This is a genomic window from Arthrobacter sp. AB6, assembly GCF_031844545.1.
Lineage (GTDB): Bacteria > Actinomycetota > Actinomycetes > Actinomycetales > Micrococcaceae > Arthrobacter.
This window is the reverse complement of the sequence record NZ_JAUZVL010000002.1, coordinates 114,532-132,169: the sequence shown is the minus strand read 5'-3', so window position 1 is coordinate 132,169 and position 17,638 is coordinate 114,532. Positions and strand designations below refer to the sequence as shown.

The window sequence follows — 17,638 nt, the reverse complement described above, 5'->3', positions numbered from 1 at the left end:
GACGCAGCCATCGGCAAAGTCAGGATGCAAGCTACTAGTGACGAACGTAGGAAGACCTGAAGATCAGCGGATTCTGCCAGACCATCAAGACGTCACCGGATGGCCGAAAAGTCGAAGCCCCACCAACGGCAAAACGCTGATGGGGCTTCCCCTTTGCCCAAAAACAGGGCCACGGTAGCTATGCTTTCGCGGGCTCCTCAGTGGGGGCCAGCTCTACATCGGTGACGCTCAGTTCGCCCTCGCCCACCACTATTGAAATTTCGCGGGCATTGGAGGCGGCCTTCAGGTCGGCCAGGCCGGCATTCAGTTGCCCGGCGAGTCCAGCCGGAGCCGTGATGGTGGCAGTCAGGACCTCTGTGCGCTGCTTCACCTTCGCCTCGGATTTGGCCTTCCGGACACCGCTGAGGGCAACACCAACCGTTGCGAGCATGGTGGTGTCGCCACCCGGCACCGCCAGGGCGGCCGGCCACGCGGCACGGTGGACCGAGCCCTTGCGCCACCAGCTCCACACCTCTTCGGTGGCGAACGGCAGGAACGGCGCGAAGAGCCGCAGCAGGGCGTCCAGCGTGGTGGCCAGCGCTGCCAGCACCGAGGCCTGCTCCGCGGCGCCCGCTGCGCCGTAAGCCCTGTCCTTGATGAGCTCCACGTAGTCGTCGGTGAACTGCCAGAAGAAGCTCTCCGTGATCTGCAGCGCCCGTGCGTAGTCGTAGTTCTCGAAGGCCTTCGTGGACTGGGCCACAACCTCGGCGAGCTGCGCCAGGACCGCACGGTCCAACGGATTGGTGAGGACGGAAAGGTCCGCCGACAGCACCGAGTCCTCTGTGGCGCCCAGGTTCAGGACGAACTTGGAGGCATTGAGCAGCTTGATGGCCAGGCGGCGGCCGATCTTCATCTGGGCGATCTCGTAGGCGGTGTCCGCGCCGAGCTTGGCAGAAGCGGCCCAGTACCGGACAGCGTCCGAGCCGTATTCGTCCAGCACGTCGGTGGGCACCACCACGTTGCCCTTGGACTTGGACATCTTCTTCCGGTCCGGGTCCAGGATCCAACCGGAGATGGCGGCGTGCTTCCACGGCGCGCTGTTTTCCAACGCGTCCGCGCGCACCACAGAGGAGAACAGCCAGGTCCGGATGATGTCGTGGCCCTGGGGCCGGACGTCAAACGGGAAGACCTTGGCGAAGAGGTCCTCGTCGCGCTTCCAGCCGCCCACGATCTTTGGAGTCAGGGAGGAAGTGGCCCAGGTGTCCAGGATGTCCGCGTCACCGGTGAAGCCGCCGGGAACGTCGCGCTGGCTTTCGGTGAAGCCGGGGGCGGCGTCCGCTGCCGGGTCCACGGGCAGCTGCTCGTCGGAGGGCACGATGGGGGAGTCGTAGTCCGGGTTGCCGTCGGCGTCCAGGGGGTACCAGACGGGGATGGGCACGCCGAAGAAGCGCTGGCGGGAAACCAGCCAGTCACCGTTCAGGCCTGAAATCCAGTTCTCGTAGCGGGAACGCATGAAGGCAGGATGGAAGTCGATCTCCTGGCCACGGGCAATAAGCCGCTCCCGGCGGTCCTCATCGCGGCCGCCGTTGCGGATGTACCACTGGCGGGACGTGACCACTTCCAGGGGCTTGTCGCCTTTTTCGTAGAAGTTCACGGGATGCATGATCTTCTTGGGCTCGCCCTCGAGCAGGTCCGCCGCGGCGAGGAGCTTCACCACCTCTTCCTTGGCGCTGAAGACCGTCTTGCCGGCAATTGCGGCGAAGGCCTCACGGCCGGCATCGGTGGTGATCCACTCGGGAGCCTCGCTGATGATCCGGCCGTCCCGGCCAACGATGGCGCGGGTGGGCAGCTGAAGTTCGCGCCACCAGGTGACGTCGGTCAGGTCACCGAACGTACACACCATGGCAATGCCGGAGCCCTTGTCCGCCTTGGCGAGCGGGTGCGCCTTCACCTCAACCTCGACGCCGAAGACGGGTGACGTGACCTTCTTGCCGAACAGCGGCTGGTACCGTTCGTCGTCGGGATTCGCCACCAGCGCGGCGCAGGCTGCCAGCAGTTCGGGACGGGTGGTCTCGATATGGATCTTCTGTCCGTCCTCGGTGAAGAACGGGTAGCGGTAGTAGGCGCCGGGGACCTCGCGGTCCTCAAGTTCGGCCTGGGCCACGGCTGTACGGAACGTTACGTCCCAGAGGGTGGGCGCCTCGGCCATGTAGGCGTCGCCCGCCGCCAGGTTGGCCAGGAACGCGCGCTGCGAGACTGCCCGCGAGTTGTCGTCGATGGTGCGGTATGTCAGATCCCAGTCCACGGACAGGCCCAGTGTCTGGAAGAGGTTTTCGAAGACCTTCTCGTCCTCAACCGCCAGCTCCTCGCAGAGCTCGATGAAGTTGCGGCGGGAGACGACGTCGAAGTCCCGCTGGTTCTTCGCAGGTTGCGCCGGCGGCCGGTAGCCAGGGTTGTACGGGATGGAGGGGTCGCAGCGGACGCCGTAGAAGTTCTGGACACGGCGTTCGGTGGGCAGGCCGTTGTCGTCCCAGCCCATGGGGTAAAAGACGTTTTTGCCGGTCATGCGCTGGTAGCGCGCCAGCACGTCAGTCTGAGTGTAGGAGAACATGTGCCCCACGTGCAGTGAACCGGAAGCGGTGGGCGGGGGAGTGTCGATCGAGTAGACCTGGTCCCGGGTTGTCTCCCGGTTGAACTTGTAGGTTCCCTCGGCTAGCCAGCGCTGCGTAAGGGCAGCCTCGAGGCCCTCGAGGGCCGGCTTGTCCGGAACGTTGATGGGGGCGGTGGTGGGCGTGTCTGTACCCTGTTTGTCTTCAGCCATCTGCCAATTGTTTCATGTCCCGCCCCGTCCGCCCGCCTCGCGTCCACGAGGCGCCGGCCGGCGCGTTGGTTCATCCGGCGACTCATCAGGAGGCGGCCGTCCGGTGGCCCCCGCTAGGGTGGTGCCATGACTGACGTTTCACAGAAAAAAGCAGCAGTGGTGACCGGCGCAAGCAGCGGAATCGGGGAGGCCACTGTCCGTGCCCTCGCGGCGGACGGGTGGACCGTGTTTGCCGTGGCGCGCCGCGCGGACCGCCTCGCCGCCCTGGCGGAGGAAACGGGTGCAGTCGCCGTCCCTGCCGACATTTCGGAGGACGACGACGTGTCCCGGCTTGTGGCGCAGGTCGCCGAAGCGGGCGGCATCGACACGCTGATCAACATCGCCGGCGGTGCCCGGGGCGCCGACACCATCGGTTCGGCCGACACTGGGGACTGGGAGTGGATGTACCGGGTCAACGTGCTGGGCACCATGAAACTCACCCGGGCCTTCCTGCCGATGCTGCGCGCCAACGGCGAAGGGACCGTACTCAACCTGACCTCCACGGCCGGGCTCGCAGCCTATGAAGGCGGTGGCGGCTACAACGCGGCGAAATTCGCCCAGCACGCACTGACGGGTGCCCTCCGCCTGGAGGAGGCCGAGCACAACGTCCGGGTCATCGAGGTGGCACCCGGGCTGGTCCAGACCGAGGAGTTTGCTTTGAACCGGCTCGGTGACCGGCAGGCTGCGGACAAGGTCTACCAAGGGGTGGAGAAACCGCTCACTGCAGGTGACGTGGCCGGAGTGGTGCGGTACGCCGTGAGCGTTCCGCACCACGTCAACCTCGACCAGATCGTCATCCGGCCGGTGGCCCAGGCAGCCAACCACAAGCTGATCCGCAAGAACTGACCGCTGGAACGCTGCCGGGAACCCCATGGCCGCGGGGCTCCAGGGATCAGCCCGCGGGGACGCCAAGGACCGCCGTGACCGCCGCATGGTCGCTGCCGGCTACCCGGTGCACCGCGTAGCCGGAGCTCCCCACATCCGGGCTGGTCACCACGTGGTCGATGGTGATGCCGGGCAGCAGCTGTCCGTCCATGGGCCAGGTGGGCACCAGCCGTGCGCCGGCCGCCACGCCCACGTCCACAAGTCCCGGACCCTCCCCGCCGCGCAGGAGGCTGCGGAACTCGGCGTGGTCGTAGGTGGCGTTGAAGTCTCCGATGAGGAGCCTGCTCCCGCCGCCGGCGGCCACCCTTCCGATTGCGGCCAGGTCGCTGCGCCACTGCCGTGCCATGTGCTCCACGGGCGCCCTGGCGTGGACATTGATCACTTCCAGCACCCCTGCCTTGCCCTGTGACGTGACGGTAACCCGGACGATCGGCATCGGGAACGCAGTGCCGGGAACCCGTCCGGCCTCCTCAAGGGGAAACCGCGAGTACAGGGCGCTGCCACCGGCGTTTTTGGCAGGTTCGGTCGCGCTTTCCGGCAGCAGCGTGTCCAGGCCTTCGGCAGCCAGGCGCTCCTGGAACGCCTGGGAATGCTCCTGGACGGCCAGCACATCGATCCGGTTCTCCTGCACCAGGCGGACAACCGTGCGGGCATCGGCCTGGCCCAGCTTCGAGTTGAAACTCATGACCCGTAACTCCACGGTCGGCCCGTCGCCGGTAACCCGCTTGCCTGCCTGGAGCGGGAAGAGCCAGAAGGCCAGGCAGGCCAGCAGCGCCGAGCTGACGGCAGCATGCCAGCGGTTCCGGCCCAGCACGGCCAGCAGGAGGGCCGCTCCGGCCGGCGCCGCCAGCCACGGAGTGAAGGCCAGCAGCTGGATTATGCCCACCGGCCACGCGGCAGGGATTGCGCGAAGGATGGACAAGCCCACCAGCGGCACCATCAGGAGGAACCAAAGCCATGCGTATGCCTTGCCCGGGCGCAATGCTGCCCGAAGCCGTGCAGAGTTGGCCATGTGCTTGAGTCTAGGCATCTGGCCGTTGTTGCGCAGCAGGGTTTGCACGCCCCGGTGCCGGAATGGCGATGGACCGGCGGCGATAGTAGACTCAGAGATGGCTATGACCCGGCAATCACCGGTGAGCTTCCGGAAGAACACGCGAACTGCCGTCACGGGGTCCGCGCCAGTAGAACCGGACGGGTAAGCCCGTCACAGCAGTCAATGAGCGGCCGGCGTGGCGCCTGTTCCTTTCGGGGAACACGCAACGCCGGTAAGTGAGGTGGTACCGCGGCAAGCGTGGGGTCCGGCGGACAACACGGCAAACCGTCCTCGCATCCTGAACGGAACAAGACGGCGCAGGCCGGCAGTTCGCCAAGCTCAACCCAGGATGTCGACATGACGTATTACCCCAAGGCCTCAGCCTCCACTTCTGCCAGCGCGTCGTCCAGCGGCGGTGCCGCTGTTTCCGCCTCCGTGAAGTTTCCGGAGATCGAAGAGCGCATCCTGAAGTACTGGGACCAGGACGGCACCTTCCAGGCCAGCATCGACCAGCGCAGCGCGGATGCCCCCGGCGGCGAGCCCGGCAGCAACGAGTTTGTCTTCTACGATGGACCTCCCTTCGCCAACGGACTGCCGCACTACGGGCACCTGCTGACCGGCTACGCCAAGGACCTGGTAGGCCGCTACCAGACCCAGCGCGGCAAGCGCGTGGAGCGCCGTTTCGGTTGGGACACCCACGGCCTGCCCGCCGAACTTGAGGCCATGAAGCAGCTGGGCATGACGGACAAGACCCAGATCGAAGCCATGGGCATCGACAAATTCAATGACGCCTGCCGCGCCTCCGTAATGAAGTACGCCGACGAGTGGCGCGATTACGTGACCCGCCAGGCACGCTGGGTGGACTTCGACAACGACTACAAGACCCTCAACGTGGAGTACATGGAGTCCGTCCTGTGGGCGTTCAAACAGCTGCACGAAAAAGGCCTCACCTACAACGGCTACCGGGTCCTTCCGTACTGCTGGAAGGACGAAACACCGCTGTCCAACCATGAGCTGAGGATGGATGACGACGTCTACAAGAACCGCCAGGACCAGACGGTCACCGTGACCTTCCCCATCATCGCGGGGGAATCGGAGCTGTCCCGGCAGTTGGCCGGCGTGCAGGCGCTCGCCTGGACCACCACGCCCTGGACGCTGCCCACCAACGCCGCACTCGCCGTCGGCCCTTCCATCACCTACGCCGTGCTGCCCGCCGGCCCGAACGGGATCAAGGCTGCCTCCTCGGAGGCGCCTGTCACGGGAAGCTTCCTGCTTGCGGCCGACCTGGTGGGCAACTACGCCAAGGACCTGGGCTATGAGGATTTCGAGGCTGCCCAGGCCGCGGTGGTGTCTACCCACACCGGCGCGGAATTGGAGGGGCTTAAGTACCAGCCGCTGTGGCGGGACTTCGCAGACAACGAAAAATACGGCATGGAGAACGCGTGGCGGTTCCTGGTTGCCGATTACGTCACCACCACTGACGGCACCGGCATCGTCCACCAGTCCCCTGCCTACGGCGAGGATGACCAGAAGGTGTGCGAGGAGGCCGGCATTCCGGTGATCCTCTCCGTGGACGAGGGCGCAAATTTCCTGCCCCTTTTCAAGCACGGGGACCTGCACGACATCGCGGGCCTGCAGGTGTTCGAGGCCAACAAGCCCATCACGCAGGTGCTGCGCGCCCAGGGACGCTTGGTCCGCCAGGCAAGCTATGAGCACAGCTACCCGCACTGCTGGCGGTGCCGCAACCCCCTGATCTACCGTGCTGTGTCCTCCTGGTACGTGGAAGTCACCAAGTTCAAGGACCGCATGTCCGAGTTGAACCAGGAGATCAACTGGATCCCGGGCAACGTCAAAGACGGCCAGTTCGGCAAGTGGCTGGAGAACGCCCGCGACTGGTCCATCAGCCGCAACCGCTACTGGGGCAGCCCCATCCCCGTGTGGCAGTCCTCCGACCCCGAATACCCCCGCACCGACGTCTACGGCTCGCTGGCCGAGATCGAAGCGGACTTCGGCCGGCTGCCGCTGAACAAGGACGGCCAGGTGGACCTGCACCGCCCGTTCATCGACGAACTGACCAGGCCCAACCCGGACGATCCCCGAACCCCCGAAGAGGGCCAGTCCGTCATGCGCCGCGTGGAGGATGTCCTGGACGTCTGGTTCGATTCGGGTTCCATGCCCTACGGCCAGGTGCACTACCCGTTCCAGAACGAGGCCTGGTTCGACACCCACAACCCCGCCGACTTCATCGTGGAATACATCGGCCAGACCCGCGGCTGGTTCTACATGCTGCACATCCTGTCCACCGCACTCTTCGACAGGCCGGCCTTCCGCAACGTCATCAGCCACGGCATCGTGCTGGGCTCGGACGGGCAGAAGATGTCCAAGAGCCTGCGCAACTACCCGGACGTCTCCGAGGTCCTGGACCGCGACGGCTCCGACGCCATGCGCTGGTTCCTGATGTCCAGCCCGATCCTGCGCGGCGGCAACCTGGTGGTCACCGAGCAGGGAATCCGCGACGGCGTCCGCCAGGTCATCCTGCCGCTGTGGAACGTGTACAGCTTCTTCACGCTCTACACCAATGCCTCCAATGGCGGCTCAGGCTACGACGCGAAGCTGCGCTACGACGGTTACGACGACACCCTGGACCAGTACCTGCTGGCCAACACCGGCGACCTGGTCCGCAATATGACCGCCCAGCTCGACAGCTATGACATCTCCGGCGCCTGCGACGAACTGCGCAGTTACCTGGATATGCTCACCAACTGGTACGTTCGCCGGAGCCGGCAGCGGTTCTTCGACGAGAGCGTCGACGCCTTCGACGCTCTCTACACCGCGCTGGAAACCGTTGCGCGCGTGGCTGCGTCCCTGCTGCCGCTCGTTTCCGAGGAGATCTGGCGCGGCCTCACGGGCGGCCGCTCCGTGCACCTGGCCGACTGGCCGGACGCCGGGCTGTTCCCGGCCAACCCGGGACTGGTCGAGGCGATGGACAAGGTCCAGCAGATCTGCTCCACCGGGTCCTCGCTCCGCAAGGCAGCCAACCTGCGCGTGCGCCTCCCGCTGCAGGAACTCACGGTAGTGGCACCCGGTGCAGGCGCCCTGGAAGGCTTTGCCGCCGTCGTCGCCGATGAACTGAACCTGCGTTCGGTCCGCCTGCTCGACGCAGAGGCCGCCTCCCCGGAGGAGTTCGGCATCGAGCAGAAGCTTGTGGTTAACGCCCGGGCTGCAGGACCGCGGCTGGGCAAGAACGTACAGCAGGCCATCAAGGGCTCCAAGTCCGGGGACTGGTCCGTCAGCGAAGCAGGCGTGGTCACCGCGGGCGGCCTTGAGCTTGAGCCGCAGGAATACATCCTTGAGACCGTCGTGGCTGAAGCCGCAGAAGGTGCCGGCTCACGTGCAGCCGCTGTCCTTCCCGGTGGCGGCTTCGTTGTCCTGAACACCGAGGTCACCCCGGAACTGGAAGCCGAGGGACTGGCCCGGGACATGGTCCGCGCCATCCAGCAGGCCCGCAAGGATGCCGGGCTGAACGTCAGCGACCGGATCCGGACCACGGTAACTGCCCGGCAGAACGTCGTCGACGCACTGCTCGCCAACGCCGACCTGGTCAAGGGCGAGACCCTCACCGTTGACCTGATGGCAGAACCTTCGGACGCCGCCGAGCCGGCTGTCGCCGTCGAAAAAGTAGAGGCCTGATCCATGACTGACGAATTCTCCGTGGAGAGCGTTTACGCCGAACTGCTGGGCCGGGCGCCGGAAAATAAGATGGAGCCGCGCCTCGAGCCGCTGTTCCGCGCCATGGACGTGCTGGGAGAACCCAACAAGGCGTTCCCGATCATCCACGTGACCGGCACCAACGGCAAGACCTCCACCGCCCGCATGATCGAATCGGTGCTGAGGGCCCATGGCCTCAGCACCGGACGGTACACCAGCCCGCACCTGTCCAAGGTCACTGAGCGGATCAGCATCGACGGCCACCCGGTTCCGGACGAGACCTTCGTCCGGATCTGGGACGAAATCCGTCCCTACCTGCAGATCGTGGATTCCGAGCTTGAGGCCGCGGGCCAGCCCCGGCTCACGTACTTCGAATGCCTCACCATCCTGGGCTTCGCGATCTTCGCGGACCAGCCGGTCAACGTGGCCGTCATCGAGGTTGGCCTGGGCGGGATCACCGATGCCACCAACGTGGGCGACGGCCAGGTCTCCGTCATCACGCCCATTTCCCTCGACCACACGGACCTGCTGGGCGACACCACCGAGGACATCGCCCATGAGAAGGCCGGCATCATCAAGCCGGGCGGCTACCTTATCAGCGCCGCCCAGCCCCTGGACGCGGCACAGGTCCTGCTGGAGAAGGCAAAGGACGTGGGCGTGCCGTTCCGTTTCGAAGGCGTGGAATTCGGCGTTGAGTCCCGGACTGTGGCGGTGGGCGGGCAGATGGTGAGCATTCAGGGCCTCGCCGGCCGGTACCCGGAGCTGCTGGTCCCGCTGCACGGCGCCCACCAGGCACAGAACGCCGCGGTGGCCGTGGCCGCGATTGAGGCATTCTTCGGGGGCGAAAAGGAACTCGACTTCGACGTGCTGCAGGAAGGCTTCGCCAACGTGACGTCGCCGGGCCGGCTTGAGGTGGTGCGGACCGCGCCCACCATCATTGTGGATGCTGCCCATAACCCGGACGGCATCAAGGCATCCGCTGCCGCCCTGCAGGAAGCCTTCAACTTCACCAGGCTGGTTCCGGTTGTGGGGGTGCTGAAGGAAAAGGATGCTGAGGAGATCCTCCGGCAGCTCAAGGAATCGCTCGGCGGGATTGCGGAGGAATTCTGCTTCACCCAGTCGAACTCCCCGCGGGCAGTGCCTGCCGCGGAACTGGCCGAACTCGCGGTTGAGCTTGGCTTCGGCGAGGACAACGTGCACATCGCGGAGAAGCTTGACGACGCACTGGAGTGGGCAGTGGAACGCGCCGAAGCCAACGACGACCTGTCAGGGGGAGTCCTGGTGACTGGCTCCATCACCCTGGTTGCCGAGGCCCGGATCCTGCTCGGAAAGACGGAGGCCTGAGTGGCCAGGCTGACCAAAGCCCAGCGTGAATGGCACCCGGGCATGCCCAGGAAGCGCCGCTCCACCAAGGTGATGTTCGCGTCCACCGTGCTGCTGCTGGAAGCCTTCGTCATGTTCTTCGCTACCCTGGCGGTGTTCGGACTGCGCCGCGGGGAGTTCCCGCCGGCCCTCATCCTGGGTGTGGGGATCGGGCTCAGTGTTGTGATGATCGTGGCCTGCGCCTTCCTCACGAGGCCTTGGGGCATCGGGCTGGGCTGGATCCTGCAGCTCGTCCTGGTCCTCACCGGCATCTTCGAGCCCGCCATGTTCCTGGTGGGCGCCCTGTTCGCAGCCGCATGGTGGTACGGCATCCGCACCGGAATCCGGCTTGACCGCGAGGCCGGGGAGCGCGCCCGCGAGCAGGCGGAGTGGGAGGCCGCGCACCCGGACCAGGCGGCCGGACCGGGAGAGCAGCCGCAGTCCCCGTAAGCAAGTTCCTGTAGGCAAGTCCCCGTAGACTTGTCCCCGAAACCCATCCCAACGCATTGGAGCAGTCGTGACCACTGAGCGCACCCTCGTCCTGATCAAGCCCGACGGCGTCGCCCGTAACCTGACCGGCGCCATCCTGGCCCGGATCGAAGCCAAGGGCTACACCCTGGCCGAACTCAAGAAGGTAGACGCCTCGCGCGAACTCCTGGAACAGCACTATGAGGAGCACGTGGGCAAGCCCTTCTACGAGCCCTTGGTGGAATTCATGCTCAGCGGCCCTGTTGTTGCAGCCATCTTCGAGGGCCACCGGGTCATCGAGGGATTCCGCTCCCTGGCCGGCACCACCGATCCCACCACGGCGGCCCCCGGTACCATCCGCGGCGATTTCGGCCGTGACTGGGGCCTGAAGGTCCAGCAGAACCTGGTGCACGGCTCAGACTCCACCGATTCCGCGGAGCGCGAGATCAAGATCTGGTTCCAGGCATAGGTCCGGAGACTGCCAGCTGCGTGAACAGACACCTGGGGCCCCGGGAAACCGGGGCCCCAGGTGTCTCTTGGAATGTGGTGAGCCCAAGGTGCCTCAGGCGGGCGTGCCGGTGTGGAACTGCGCCGTCAGGAAGTTGGGCAGGCGCCGTGCCAAGGCCCCTTGTCCGTTCCCGTTACGGCGGCGGCACGATGCATGCCCCTCACATCGGGCTCAAACAGCACCTGGTTGATGTCCACGCAGCCGTTGCCGGTCATGACAAAGTGCGGATGGGCGTGGTCTCCGCCCACCGGTGATTGTTCTGCCGCGGGCGGATCTGCAGCGAGGGCGGGGATTCCGGCCATTCCGACAAGGCAGACCCCCAGTGCCAGTGGCAAGGCTGCCCTCGTAAGGAAGATTTTCATTGCAGCTGATCCTCTCTCGTTGAAGGAACTGCCGCTGGCCCCGGATCCGGGTTTCCGGCAGTCCTGCCTCAATTAGAGCGCGGCCGGGCTGCTGGCGCACGAGTACAGGGTACTCATCTTTGCCGACGAGGAAGCGCAGCCCTAGAACCCTGACGTTCCGGCGAAAACCTGGATAAAGGCGAAGAAGATGGTGGCGATAGCGGCGACGTAGAGCAGGGCCGTGATGATCCAGCCGGAGTCACCCAGAATGCGTGCGGCCTTGGCCGGCACCGGGATCACGCCGGCGCTGATGTTCCGGATGGTCACCCACACGAAGAGCGGAATCATTGCCGCCCATACAATCATGCAGAACGGGCACAGGATGTGGATGACGTACAGCGCCTGCGACCACAGCCACACCACAAACGCGAAGCCGAGTGTGACGCCGGCCTGCAGGCCAAGCCAGTACCACCGGGCAAAGTTGGCGCCGGCGAGCAGCGCCATTCCCACCGTGATGGTGATGGCGAAGGCCACGATTCCGATGAACATATTGGGGAAGCCGAACAGCGAGCTTTGCCAGGTCTGCATCACCTGGCCGCAGGAGATCCAGGGGTTCACATCGCACACCGTGGTGTGGTTAGGATCCTTGAGGACCTCCAGTTTCTCCAGGACCAGTGTTCCGGAGGCAAGCCAGCCAACCACCCCGGTGACCACCAGCAGCCAGCCGAGGGGCCGGTCGCGGGTCATGGGCGGGCGGGCTCCGGCCTCGCTGGTGTCCGGATCAACAGTCCGCTCCGGCGTGTGGGTGCCGCTGACGGGGGAAATGCTGGGCATTGGCAAGGCGTCCTTTTCATCGGGTGCTCCTTGCCCGATTGTAACGCCGGCGGCTGAAAAGACCCTTCAGGGAAGGGAACAGGCAGCGCCCCTTCCGCCGTGGAATAGTCCGGGTATGAGAGAATGAACGTGGCTGGAACCCGATCCACATTCGGACTCCGGTCCGGTGGCTTGTTCGCAAGACCGCCAGTGACGAGCAGCGCGGGCTTTGGGTTTGTTGATCCGGCCTCCCGCAACTCCATTGGGCGGCACCTGGTTGTGGCATTTGGAAACAACGGGTTTTTGAACATCCTGCCGGCCCCCACGGGCTGCCGCACCCCACTGCCGGTGCGAACCTGGGGGTATCCACTTGACTTCTGTCAACGCCTGCGGGTTTTGACAATATGTGCCCCAATGGGTGCCGGATGTGGCGGTACGTCAGGGGCAGGAGTGTTGCCACATATGGATAATGAACAAGTTTTAGCCGTTAACGATGAAGCAGCGGCCACGGGTGCCGCGGCCGAGCCGAAGAAGGCCACGAGGACCAGGCGGAAAGCCGCTCCCAAGGCCAGTGACGCCCTCGCCGAAACAGACGTCGCGGGCGCAGATTCCGTGCAGGCAGAGGCCAGGGCCGCAGAGCCCGGCACGAACGCAGTGCCGGATCCTGACGCCGCTGAGGCGAAGGCCCCCGTCCGCAGGAGCCGTTCCAGGAAGAAGGTTGACCCCGCCGAGCCGCTTCCGGCTTTCGCCGAGGAGGCAGCCGCCGCTGCCGGTAACGACGCCGGCACGCAGGCTGCGTCAGCCGGCGCGCCTTCGGAAGCCGCCGGGGAGGACGCAAAACCCGTCCGACGCCGGCGGGTTGCCACCCGCAAGACCTCCGCCCCCGCGGTGGCGGCCGCGGCGGAGCAGGCAGAGACGCCGGCGGCAGAAGCCGCACCCGCTGAAGCTGCACGCGCTGAAGCTGCGCCCGCCCCCGAAGCTGCACGCGCTGAAGCTGCACCCGCCCCTGAAGCTGCACCCGTTGCCGGCCCGGCGGCTGCCGCAGCTGAACCGGCAGCCGCCCCTGCTGCAAAACCTGAAGCCGCCTCCGCCGCGGCAAGCCCTTTCGGCTCCCTCTTTTTGGAGCCCGGCTCCGCCACCTCCGTCCTGTTCCAGGCCCCGGATCTCAGCGCCGTAGTCCGGCCCGCACCGGCCGCCATGGAAGAAGCTGAAGAAGAGGACACCGAGGACGATTCAGACGACGCCGGTAACCGCCGGAGGCGCCGCGGCCGCGGCCGCCGCGGACGCAGCAGGACCGGTGAGCGTGACGGCGAAGACGCCGAGAACTCTGATGCAGAGACCGATGCTGCCGATGACGCCGATGAGGAATCCGGTGCGCAGGCCGACGAGGGCGTGACGTCCCGCCGTCGGCGCCGCCGCCGCCGTGGCGACCAGGACCTTGAACTGACGGGCGGCGGAGACGACGATCCGCCCAACACGGTGACCCGCGTCCGCGCACCGCGCGCCGTGAGCGAACCCGCGGTCAGCAACCGGGTCACCAGCGTCAAGGGTTCCACCCGCCTGGAGGCCAAGAAGCAGCGCCGCCGCGAATCACGCGACACCGGCCGCCGCCGCACCGTCATTACCGAAGCCGAGTTCCTGGCCCGCCGGGAGTCTGTGGACCGGCAGATGATCGTGCGCCAGCGCGATGACAGAATCCAGATTGCCGTCCTGGAAGACGGCGTCCTGGCCGAGCACTTTGTCTCCAAGACCCAGCAGGATTCCCTGATCGGCAACGTCTACCTGGGCAAGGTCCAGAACGTGCTGCCGTCCATGGAAGCTGCCTTCGTGGACATCGGACGCGGCCGCAACGCCGTCCTGTACGCCGGCGAAGTCAACTGGGACGCCGTGAACCTCGAGGGCAAGCAGCGCCGCATTGAAAACGCGCTCAAGTCCGGCGACACCGTGCTGGTCCAGGTCACCAAGGACCCCGTGGGCCACAAGGGCGCGCGCCTGACCAGCCAGATCTCGCTGCCGGGCCGCTACCTGGTCTTCGTTCCCGGCGGTTCCATGACCGGCATCTCCCGCAAGCTGCCCGACGTCGAACGCAACCGCCTCAAGCGGATCCTCAAGGACCGCCTCCCCGAGCAGGCCGGCGTGATTGTCCGGACCGCTGCGGAAGGCGCCTCCGAGGAAGAGCTGACCCACGACATCAACCGGCTGCGGGCACAGTGGGAAGGTATCGAAAGCCAGTCGAAGTCCACCAAGATCCTTGCTCCGGAGCTGCTGTACGGCGAACCGGACCTGACCATCAAGGTGGTCCGCGACGTCTTCAACGAGGACTTCTCCAAGCTGATCGTCTCCGGCGAGGAAGCCTGGGACACCATCGAGGCGTACGTCACCTACGTTGCTCCCGATCTCGTGGGGCGCCTCGAGAAATGGACCAAGGACCAGGACATCTTCAGCGCATGGCGGATCGACGAACAGATCCACAAAGCACTGGAACGGAAGGTCTTCCTGCCCTCCGGCGGCTCGCTGGTGATCGACCGCACCGAGGCCATGACCGTGGTGGACGTCAACACCGGCAAATTCACCGGCAGCGGCGGCAACCTTGAAGAGACCGTCACCAAGAACAACCTGGAAGCTGCGGAGGAAGTGGTCCGCCAGCTCCGCCTGCGCGATATCGGCGGCATCATCGTCATCGACTTCATCGACATGGTCCTGGAATCGAACCGCGACCTCGTCCTCCGCAGGATGGTGGAGTGCCTGGGACGTGACCGCACCAAACACCAGGTTGCCGAAGTAACGTCGCTTGGCCTGGTGCAGATGACGCGCAAGCGGATGGGCACCGGGCTCCTTGAAGTGTTTGGCGAGCAGTGCGAGGCCTGCGCCGGCCGCGGCGTGGTGACCCACGATGACCCCGTGGAGCACCGCCGGGCCAACATCGTGGCGGCTGAACACCATGTTCAGCGCTCGGACGCCCGCCCGGACGTCCGGAACGAAAGCCACCGTACTGAGGCGCAGCGTGGGGACAGCAGCCAGCCCGGCGTCCGTCCCGACCGGAAGCGCCGCCGCGGCCGCGGCGGCCAGCAGGTGGACGCTGCTCCCGCAGCTGCCCTCCACGTGCACACGGTCCACGCCGACCCCACGGACGCCGAGCGGCACGCCAAGGCCGAAGCCACCCGGCTTGCCCTTGCCAACATTGCTGCGGCAGCGCACGCCGCCCATCTGCACGACGACGAGGTGGCCGCGGCCAGGCAGGCTCCGCAGGCCCAGCCCGCGGCGCCGGCGGAAACAGGGAAGCACGACGGCGACGCCTCCAGGCCCGCCGCCGTCCTCACCTTCGGCGGGGAGGAAGTTGCCCTGCCGTTCGTGGAGCACGCGGAGGAGCAGCAGCCGAAGCCCGCCCTGACGCTGGACCGCCTCGCTGAGGCCTTCGCCCACCTCGGTGAACCCGCCCCGGCCGCCGAAGCCACGGCCGGGCAGCCGGGACTGCCGGCGCCGGAACAGGCGCAGCGGGAACCGGAACAGGTCCGGGCGCCGCAGGCGGAGTCTCCGCAGGTCCGGTCCGAGCAGCTGCAGGCTGCCCCTGCCGCGCCGGAGAAGGACTATTCCGACCACACCGTGGAACAGTCCCGCCCGCGCCGGGCACGCCGCAACCGCAGCGCCAGCCGCGCCCAGGGGGCGGCCAACCAGACCTCCGTCCAGCAGCACGAGAATGTCCCCGCCGAGGCGGCAGGGCACTCACACTCAGCAAAGGCGCCGGAAGCTGGCCAGGCAGGTGCCCCTGCAGCAGGCAACGCCAAGCCTGCCGCGGAACCCATCATCCTGGGCGTCGGGGTTCCGGCTTCGGAGCTCTAGGCCACCGCACGCGACACGCCAGGATGCCCGGCCGCCCACCACGCGTGGGCGGCCGGGCATCCGGCATTTAAGGCCGCAACAGTCGCACGGCGTCACCTTCGCCCTGAGCCCAGCAAAAAAGCTAGGCTGGTGAACCGACACGGGGTGCCGCGCAGAGGGCCGGCTGAGATCCACACCCGTTGAACCTGTCCGGCTAGCACCGGCGAAGGGATGTCTCTTGTCTTCAACTCTCGAAATGCCTGCTGCCACCGTTGAGGGCGCGCCTGCTCCTGCAACACAGTCCGGCCAGCGGCGGGACGTGCCCCGGGTCCTCTCCATTGCAGGCTCCGATCCTTCCGGCGGAGCCGGCGTCCAGGCGGACCTGAAAAGCATCGCGGCCCACGGCGGCTTCGGAATGGCTGCCATCACTGCCCTCACCGTGCAGAACACCCGCGGCGTGCGCGGCGTCCACGTTCCCCCCGCGGCCTTCCTTACCCAGCAACTTGACGCGCTCAGTGAGGACATCAGCATCGACGCCGTGAAAATCGGGATGCTGGGTGACACCGGCGTGATCGAAGCTGTCCGGGCGTGGCTCGAAAAAGTGCGTCCCGGCGTCGTGGTTTTGGACCCTGTCATGGTGGCCACCAGCGGTGACCGGCTCCTGCAGGAATCCGCCGAAGCCGCGCTACGCGGGCTGCTGCCGCTGGCGCACCTCATCACGCCCAACCTGGCTGAACTTGCCATGCTGGTGGGCGGGGACGTGCAGGAGAGCTGGGAAGGCGCCCTGGAACAGGGCCGCGAGCTCTCCTCCGCCACGGGGGCGACGGTGCTTGTGAAGGGCGGGCACTTGGCGGGGGAAGAATGCCCCGACGCCCTTGTCAGCACTGCGGGCACGCTTGGCCAGGACGTGGTGGTGGTCCCGGGCAAGCGCGTGGCCACGCGGAACAGCCACGGCACCGGTTGTTCGCTGTCATCAGCCATGGCCACAGTCCAGGTGCGGCTGGGGGACTGGGAGGCAGCCCTCCGGGAGGTCAAGCCCTGGCTGTCCGGCGCGCTGGAGGCCTCGGAGGCGTTGCAGGTGGGAACAGGCAACGGGCCCGTCCACCACTTCCACCACCTTCAGCCGCAGCCTGCTGAGGGCAGCTTCGCAGCGCAGCTGTGGGCTGAAGCGGAGAAGCACCTGGAGGCCATTTATTCCCTGGGGTTTATCCAGGGACTGGCCTCCGGCGACCTGGCCGAGAAGCACTTTGGCTACTACCTGGCCCAGGACGCCATCTACCTTAACGGCTACTCACGGGTGCTCGCGCGTGCCAGCGCCCTCGCCCCAACGGAAGCCGAACAGCTCTTCTGGGCGCGCTCCGCCCAACAGTGCCTCGAAGTCGAATCTGAACTGCACCGCTCCTGGCTCAGTACACGGACCGTTGAGCCGCGGCTGGGGCCCGTGACCAAGTCCTACGTGGACCATCTGGTGGCGGCATCGGCGTCGGGCAGTTACGCCGTGCTGGCGGCAGCAGTCCTGCCGTGCTTCTGGCTGTACGCCGAGGTGGGCAAGACGCTTCACGCCCAGTTCGTTGCTGCCGGGGAACCAGCAGGCCACCCCTACGCGGAGTGGCTGCGCACGTACGCGGATGAGGACTTCGCTGCGGCCACCCGCAGGGCGGTTGCCATTGTGGACGGGGCCGGCCGCGCAGCTTCCGCAGGGGACCGGACAGCCATGGCCGCGGCGTTCAGGCAGTCGTGCCGGCTGGAAGTTGAATTTTTCGACGCGCCGCGCCTTCATTCCTGACGGCCGCACGGCCACAGCACCGGTACTATGGTGGGGCACCCCCCCGGCCAGGGAAATGTGTTGTGGTACCTATCAC

At 66.5% G+C, this 17,638-nt stretch carries 11 protein-coding genes and 1 riboswitch; of the genes, 7 read left to right on the top strand and 4 right to left on the bottom strand.

What is annotated here, in order from left to right; translation table 11 throughout:
* Positions 1 to 178: 178 nt before the first annotated feature.
* Positions 179 to 2,800 (bottom strand): valine--tRNA ligase, encoded by a 2,622-nt coding sequence (valS, locus tag Q9R30_RS02000; RefSeq protein ID WP_311216619.1) that lies wholly within the window; start codon positions 2,798 to 2,800, stop codon positions 179 to 181.
* A gap of 126 nt (positions 2,801 to 2,926) precedes the next feature.
* Here valS and Q9R30_RS01995 point away from each other — a divergent pair, with 126 nt between their 5' ends.
* A complete protein-coding gene (locus Q9R30_RS01995; protein ID WP_104998219.1) occupies positions 2,927 to 3,685 on the top strand; it encodes an SDR family oxidoreductase in 759 nt (252 codons plus the stop codon).
* Between the two features lie 46 nt (positions 3,686 to 3,731).
* On the opposite strand, the gene Q9R30_RS01990 is transcribed toward Q9R30_RS01995, so the two are convergent.
* A complete protein-coding gene (locus Q9R30_RS01990; protein WP_311216618.1) occupies positions 3,732 to 4,736 on the bottom strand; it encodes an endonuclease/exonuclease/phosphatase family protein in 1,005 nt (334 codons plus the stop codon).
* A gap of 378 nt (positions 4,737 to 5,114) precedes the next feature.
* Between Q9R30_RS01990 and ileS the strand changes: the two genes are divergently transcribed.
* From ileS to ndk, 4 genes are all read left to right on the top strand, one after another.
* Positions 5,115 to 8,447 (top strand): isoleucine--tRNA ligase, encoded by a 3,333-nt coding sequence (ileS, locus tag Q9R30_RS01985; protein WP_311216617.1) that lies wholly within the window; start codon positions 5,115 to 5,117, stop codon positions 8,445 to 8,447.
* A 3-nt stretch (positions 8,448 to 8,450) separates the two neighbouring features.
* Positions 8,451 to 9,809, top strand: a complete 1,359-nt coding sequence (locus tag Q9R30_RS01980; protein ID WP_104998216.1) for a folylpolyglutamate synthase/dihydrofolate synthase family protein — start codon at positions 8,451 to 8,453, stop codon at positions 9,807 to 9,809.
* A complete protein-coding gene (locus tag Q9R30_RS01975; RefSeq protein WP_311216616.1) occupies positions 9,810 to 10,277 on the top strand; it encodes a DUF4233 domain-containing protein in 468 nt (155 codons plus the stop codon).
* Between the two features lie 67 nt (positions 10,278 to 10,344).
* Positions 10,345 to 10,764 carry a nucleoside-diphosphate kinase gene (gene ndk, locus Q9R30_RS01970; protein WP_104998214.1) on the top strand — a complete coding sequence of 140 codons (420 nt, stop codon included), beginning with the start codon at positions 10,345 to 10,347 and terminating at the stop codon, positions 10,762 to 10,764.
* A 125-nt stretch (positions 10,765 to 10,889) separates the two neighbouring features.
* On the opposite strand, the gene Q9R30_RS01965 is transcribed toward ndk, so the two are convergent.
* Positions 10,890 to 11,165, bottom strand: a complete 276-nt coding sequence (locus Q9R30_RS01965) for a hypothetical protein (protein WP_104998213.1) — start codon at positions 11,163 to 11,165, stop codon at positions 10,890 to 10,892.
* 141 nt (positions 11,166 to 11,306) lie between these two features.
* On the bottom strand, positions 11,307 to 11,978 hold the full coding sequence (locus Q9R30_RS01960) for a vitamin K epoxide reductase family protein (protein ID WP_104998212.1): 672 nt from the start codon (positions 11,976 to 11,978) through the stop codon (positions 11,307 to 11,309).
* A 441-nt stretch (positions 11,979 to 12,419) separates the two neighbouring features.
* Here Q9R30_RS01960 and Q9R30_RS01955 point away from each other — a divergent pair, with 441 nt between their 5' ends.
* Together Q9R30_RS01955 and thiD are read left to right on the top strand one after the other, a co-directional pair.
* On the top strand, positions 12,420 to 15,797 hold the full coding sequence (locus Q9R30_RS01955) for an Rne/Rng family ribonuclease (RefSeq protein WP_311216615.1): 3,378 nt from the start codon (positions 12,420 to 12,422) through the stop codon (positions 15,795 to 15,797).
* 130 nt (positions 15,798 to 15,927) lie between these two features.
* Positions 15,928 to 16,025, top strand: a riboswitch (TPP riboswitch).
* A gap of 7 nt (positions 16,026 to 16,032) precedes the next feature.
* Complete coding sequence (gene thiD / locus Q9R30_RS01950) at positions 16,033 to 17,562, top strand: bifunctional hydroxymethylpyrimidine kinase/phosphomethylpyrimidine kinase (protein WP_311216685.1); 1,530 nt, start codon at positions 16,033 to 16,035, stop codon at positions 17,560 to 17,562.
* Positions 17,563 to 17,638: the final 76 nt, after the last annotated feature.

What these genes read in the sequence shown, in the direction of transcription:
- valS (WP_311216619.1), bottom strand. Translation starts at nt 2,800, where the DNA reads ATGGCTGAAGACAAACAGGGTACAGACACGCCCACCACCGCCCCCATC.
- Q9R30_RS01995 (WP_104998219.1), top strand. Translation starts at nt 2,927, where the DNA reads ATGACTGACGTTTCACAGAAAAAAGCAGCAGTGGTGACCGGCGCAAGC.
- Q9R30_RS01990 (WP_311216618.1), bottom strand. Translation starts at nt 4,736, where the DNA reads ATGGCCAACTCTGCACGGCTTCGGGCAGCATTGCGCCCGGGCAAGGCA.
- ileS (WP_311216617.1), top strand. Translation starts at nt 5,115, where the DNA reads ATGACGTATTACCCCAAGGCCTCAGCCTCCACTTCTGCCAGCGCGTCG.
- Q9R30_RS01980 (WP_104998216.1), top strand. Translation starts at nt 8,451, where the DNA reads ATGACTGACGAATTCTCCGTGGAGAGCGTTTACGCCGAACTGCTGGGC.
- Q9R30_RS01965 (WP_104998213.1), bottom strand. Translation starts at nt 11,165, where the DNA reads ATGAAAATCTTCCTTACGAGGGCAGCCTTGCCACTGGCACTGGGGGTC.
- Q9R30_RS01960 (WP_104998212.1), bottom strand. Translation starts at nt 11,978, where the DNA reads ATGCCCAGCATTTCCCCCGTCAGCGGCACCCACACGCCGGAGCGGACT.
- Q9R30_RS01955 (WP_311216615.1), top strand. Translation starts at nt 12,420, where the DNA reads ATGGATAATGAACAAGTTTTAGCCGTTAACGATGAAGCAGCGGCCACG.
- thiD (WP_311216685.1), top strand. Translation starts at nt 16,033, where the DNA reads ATGCCTGCTGCCACCGTTGAGGGCGCGCCTGCTCCTGCAACACAGTCC.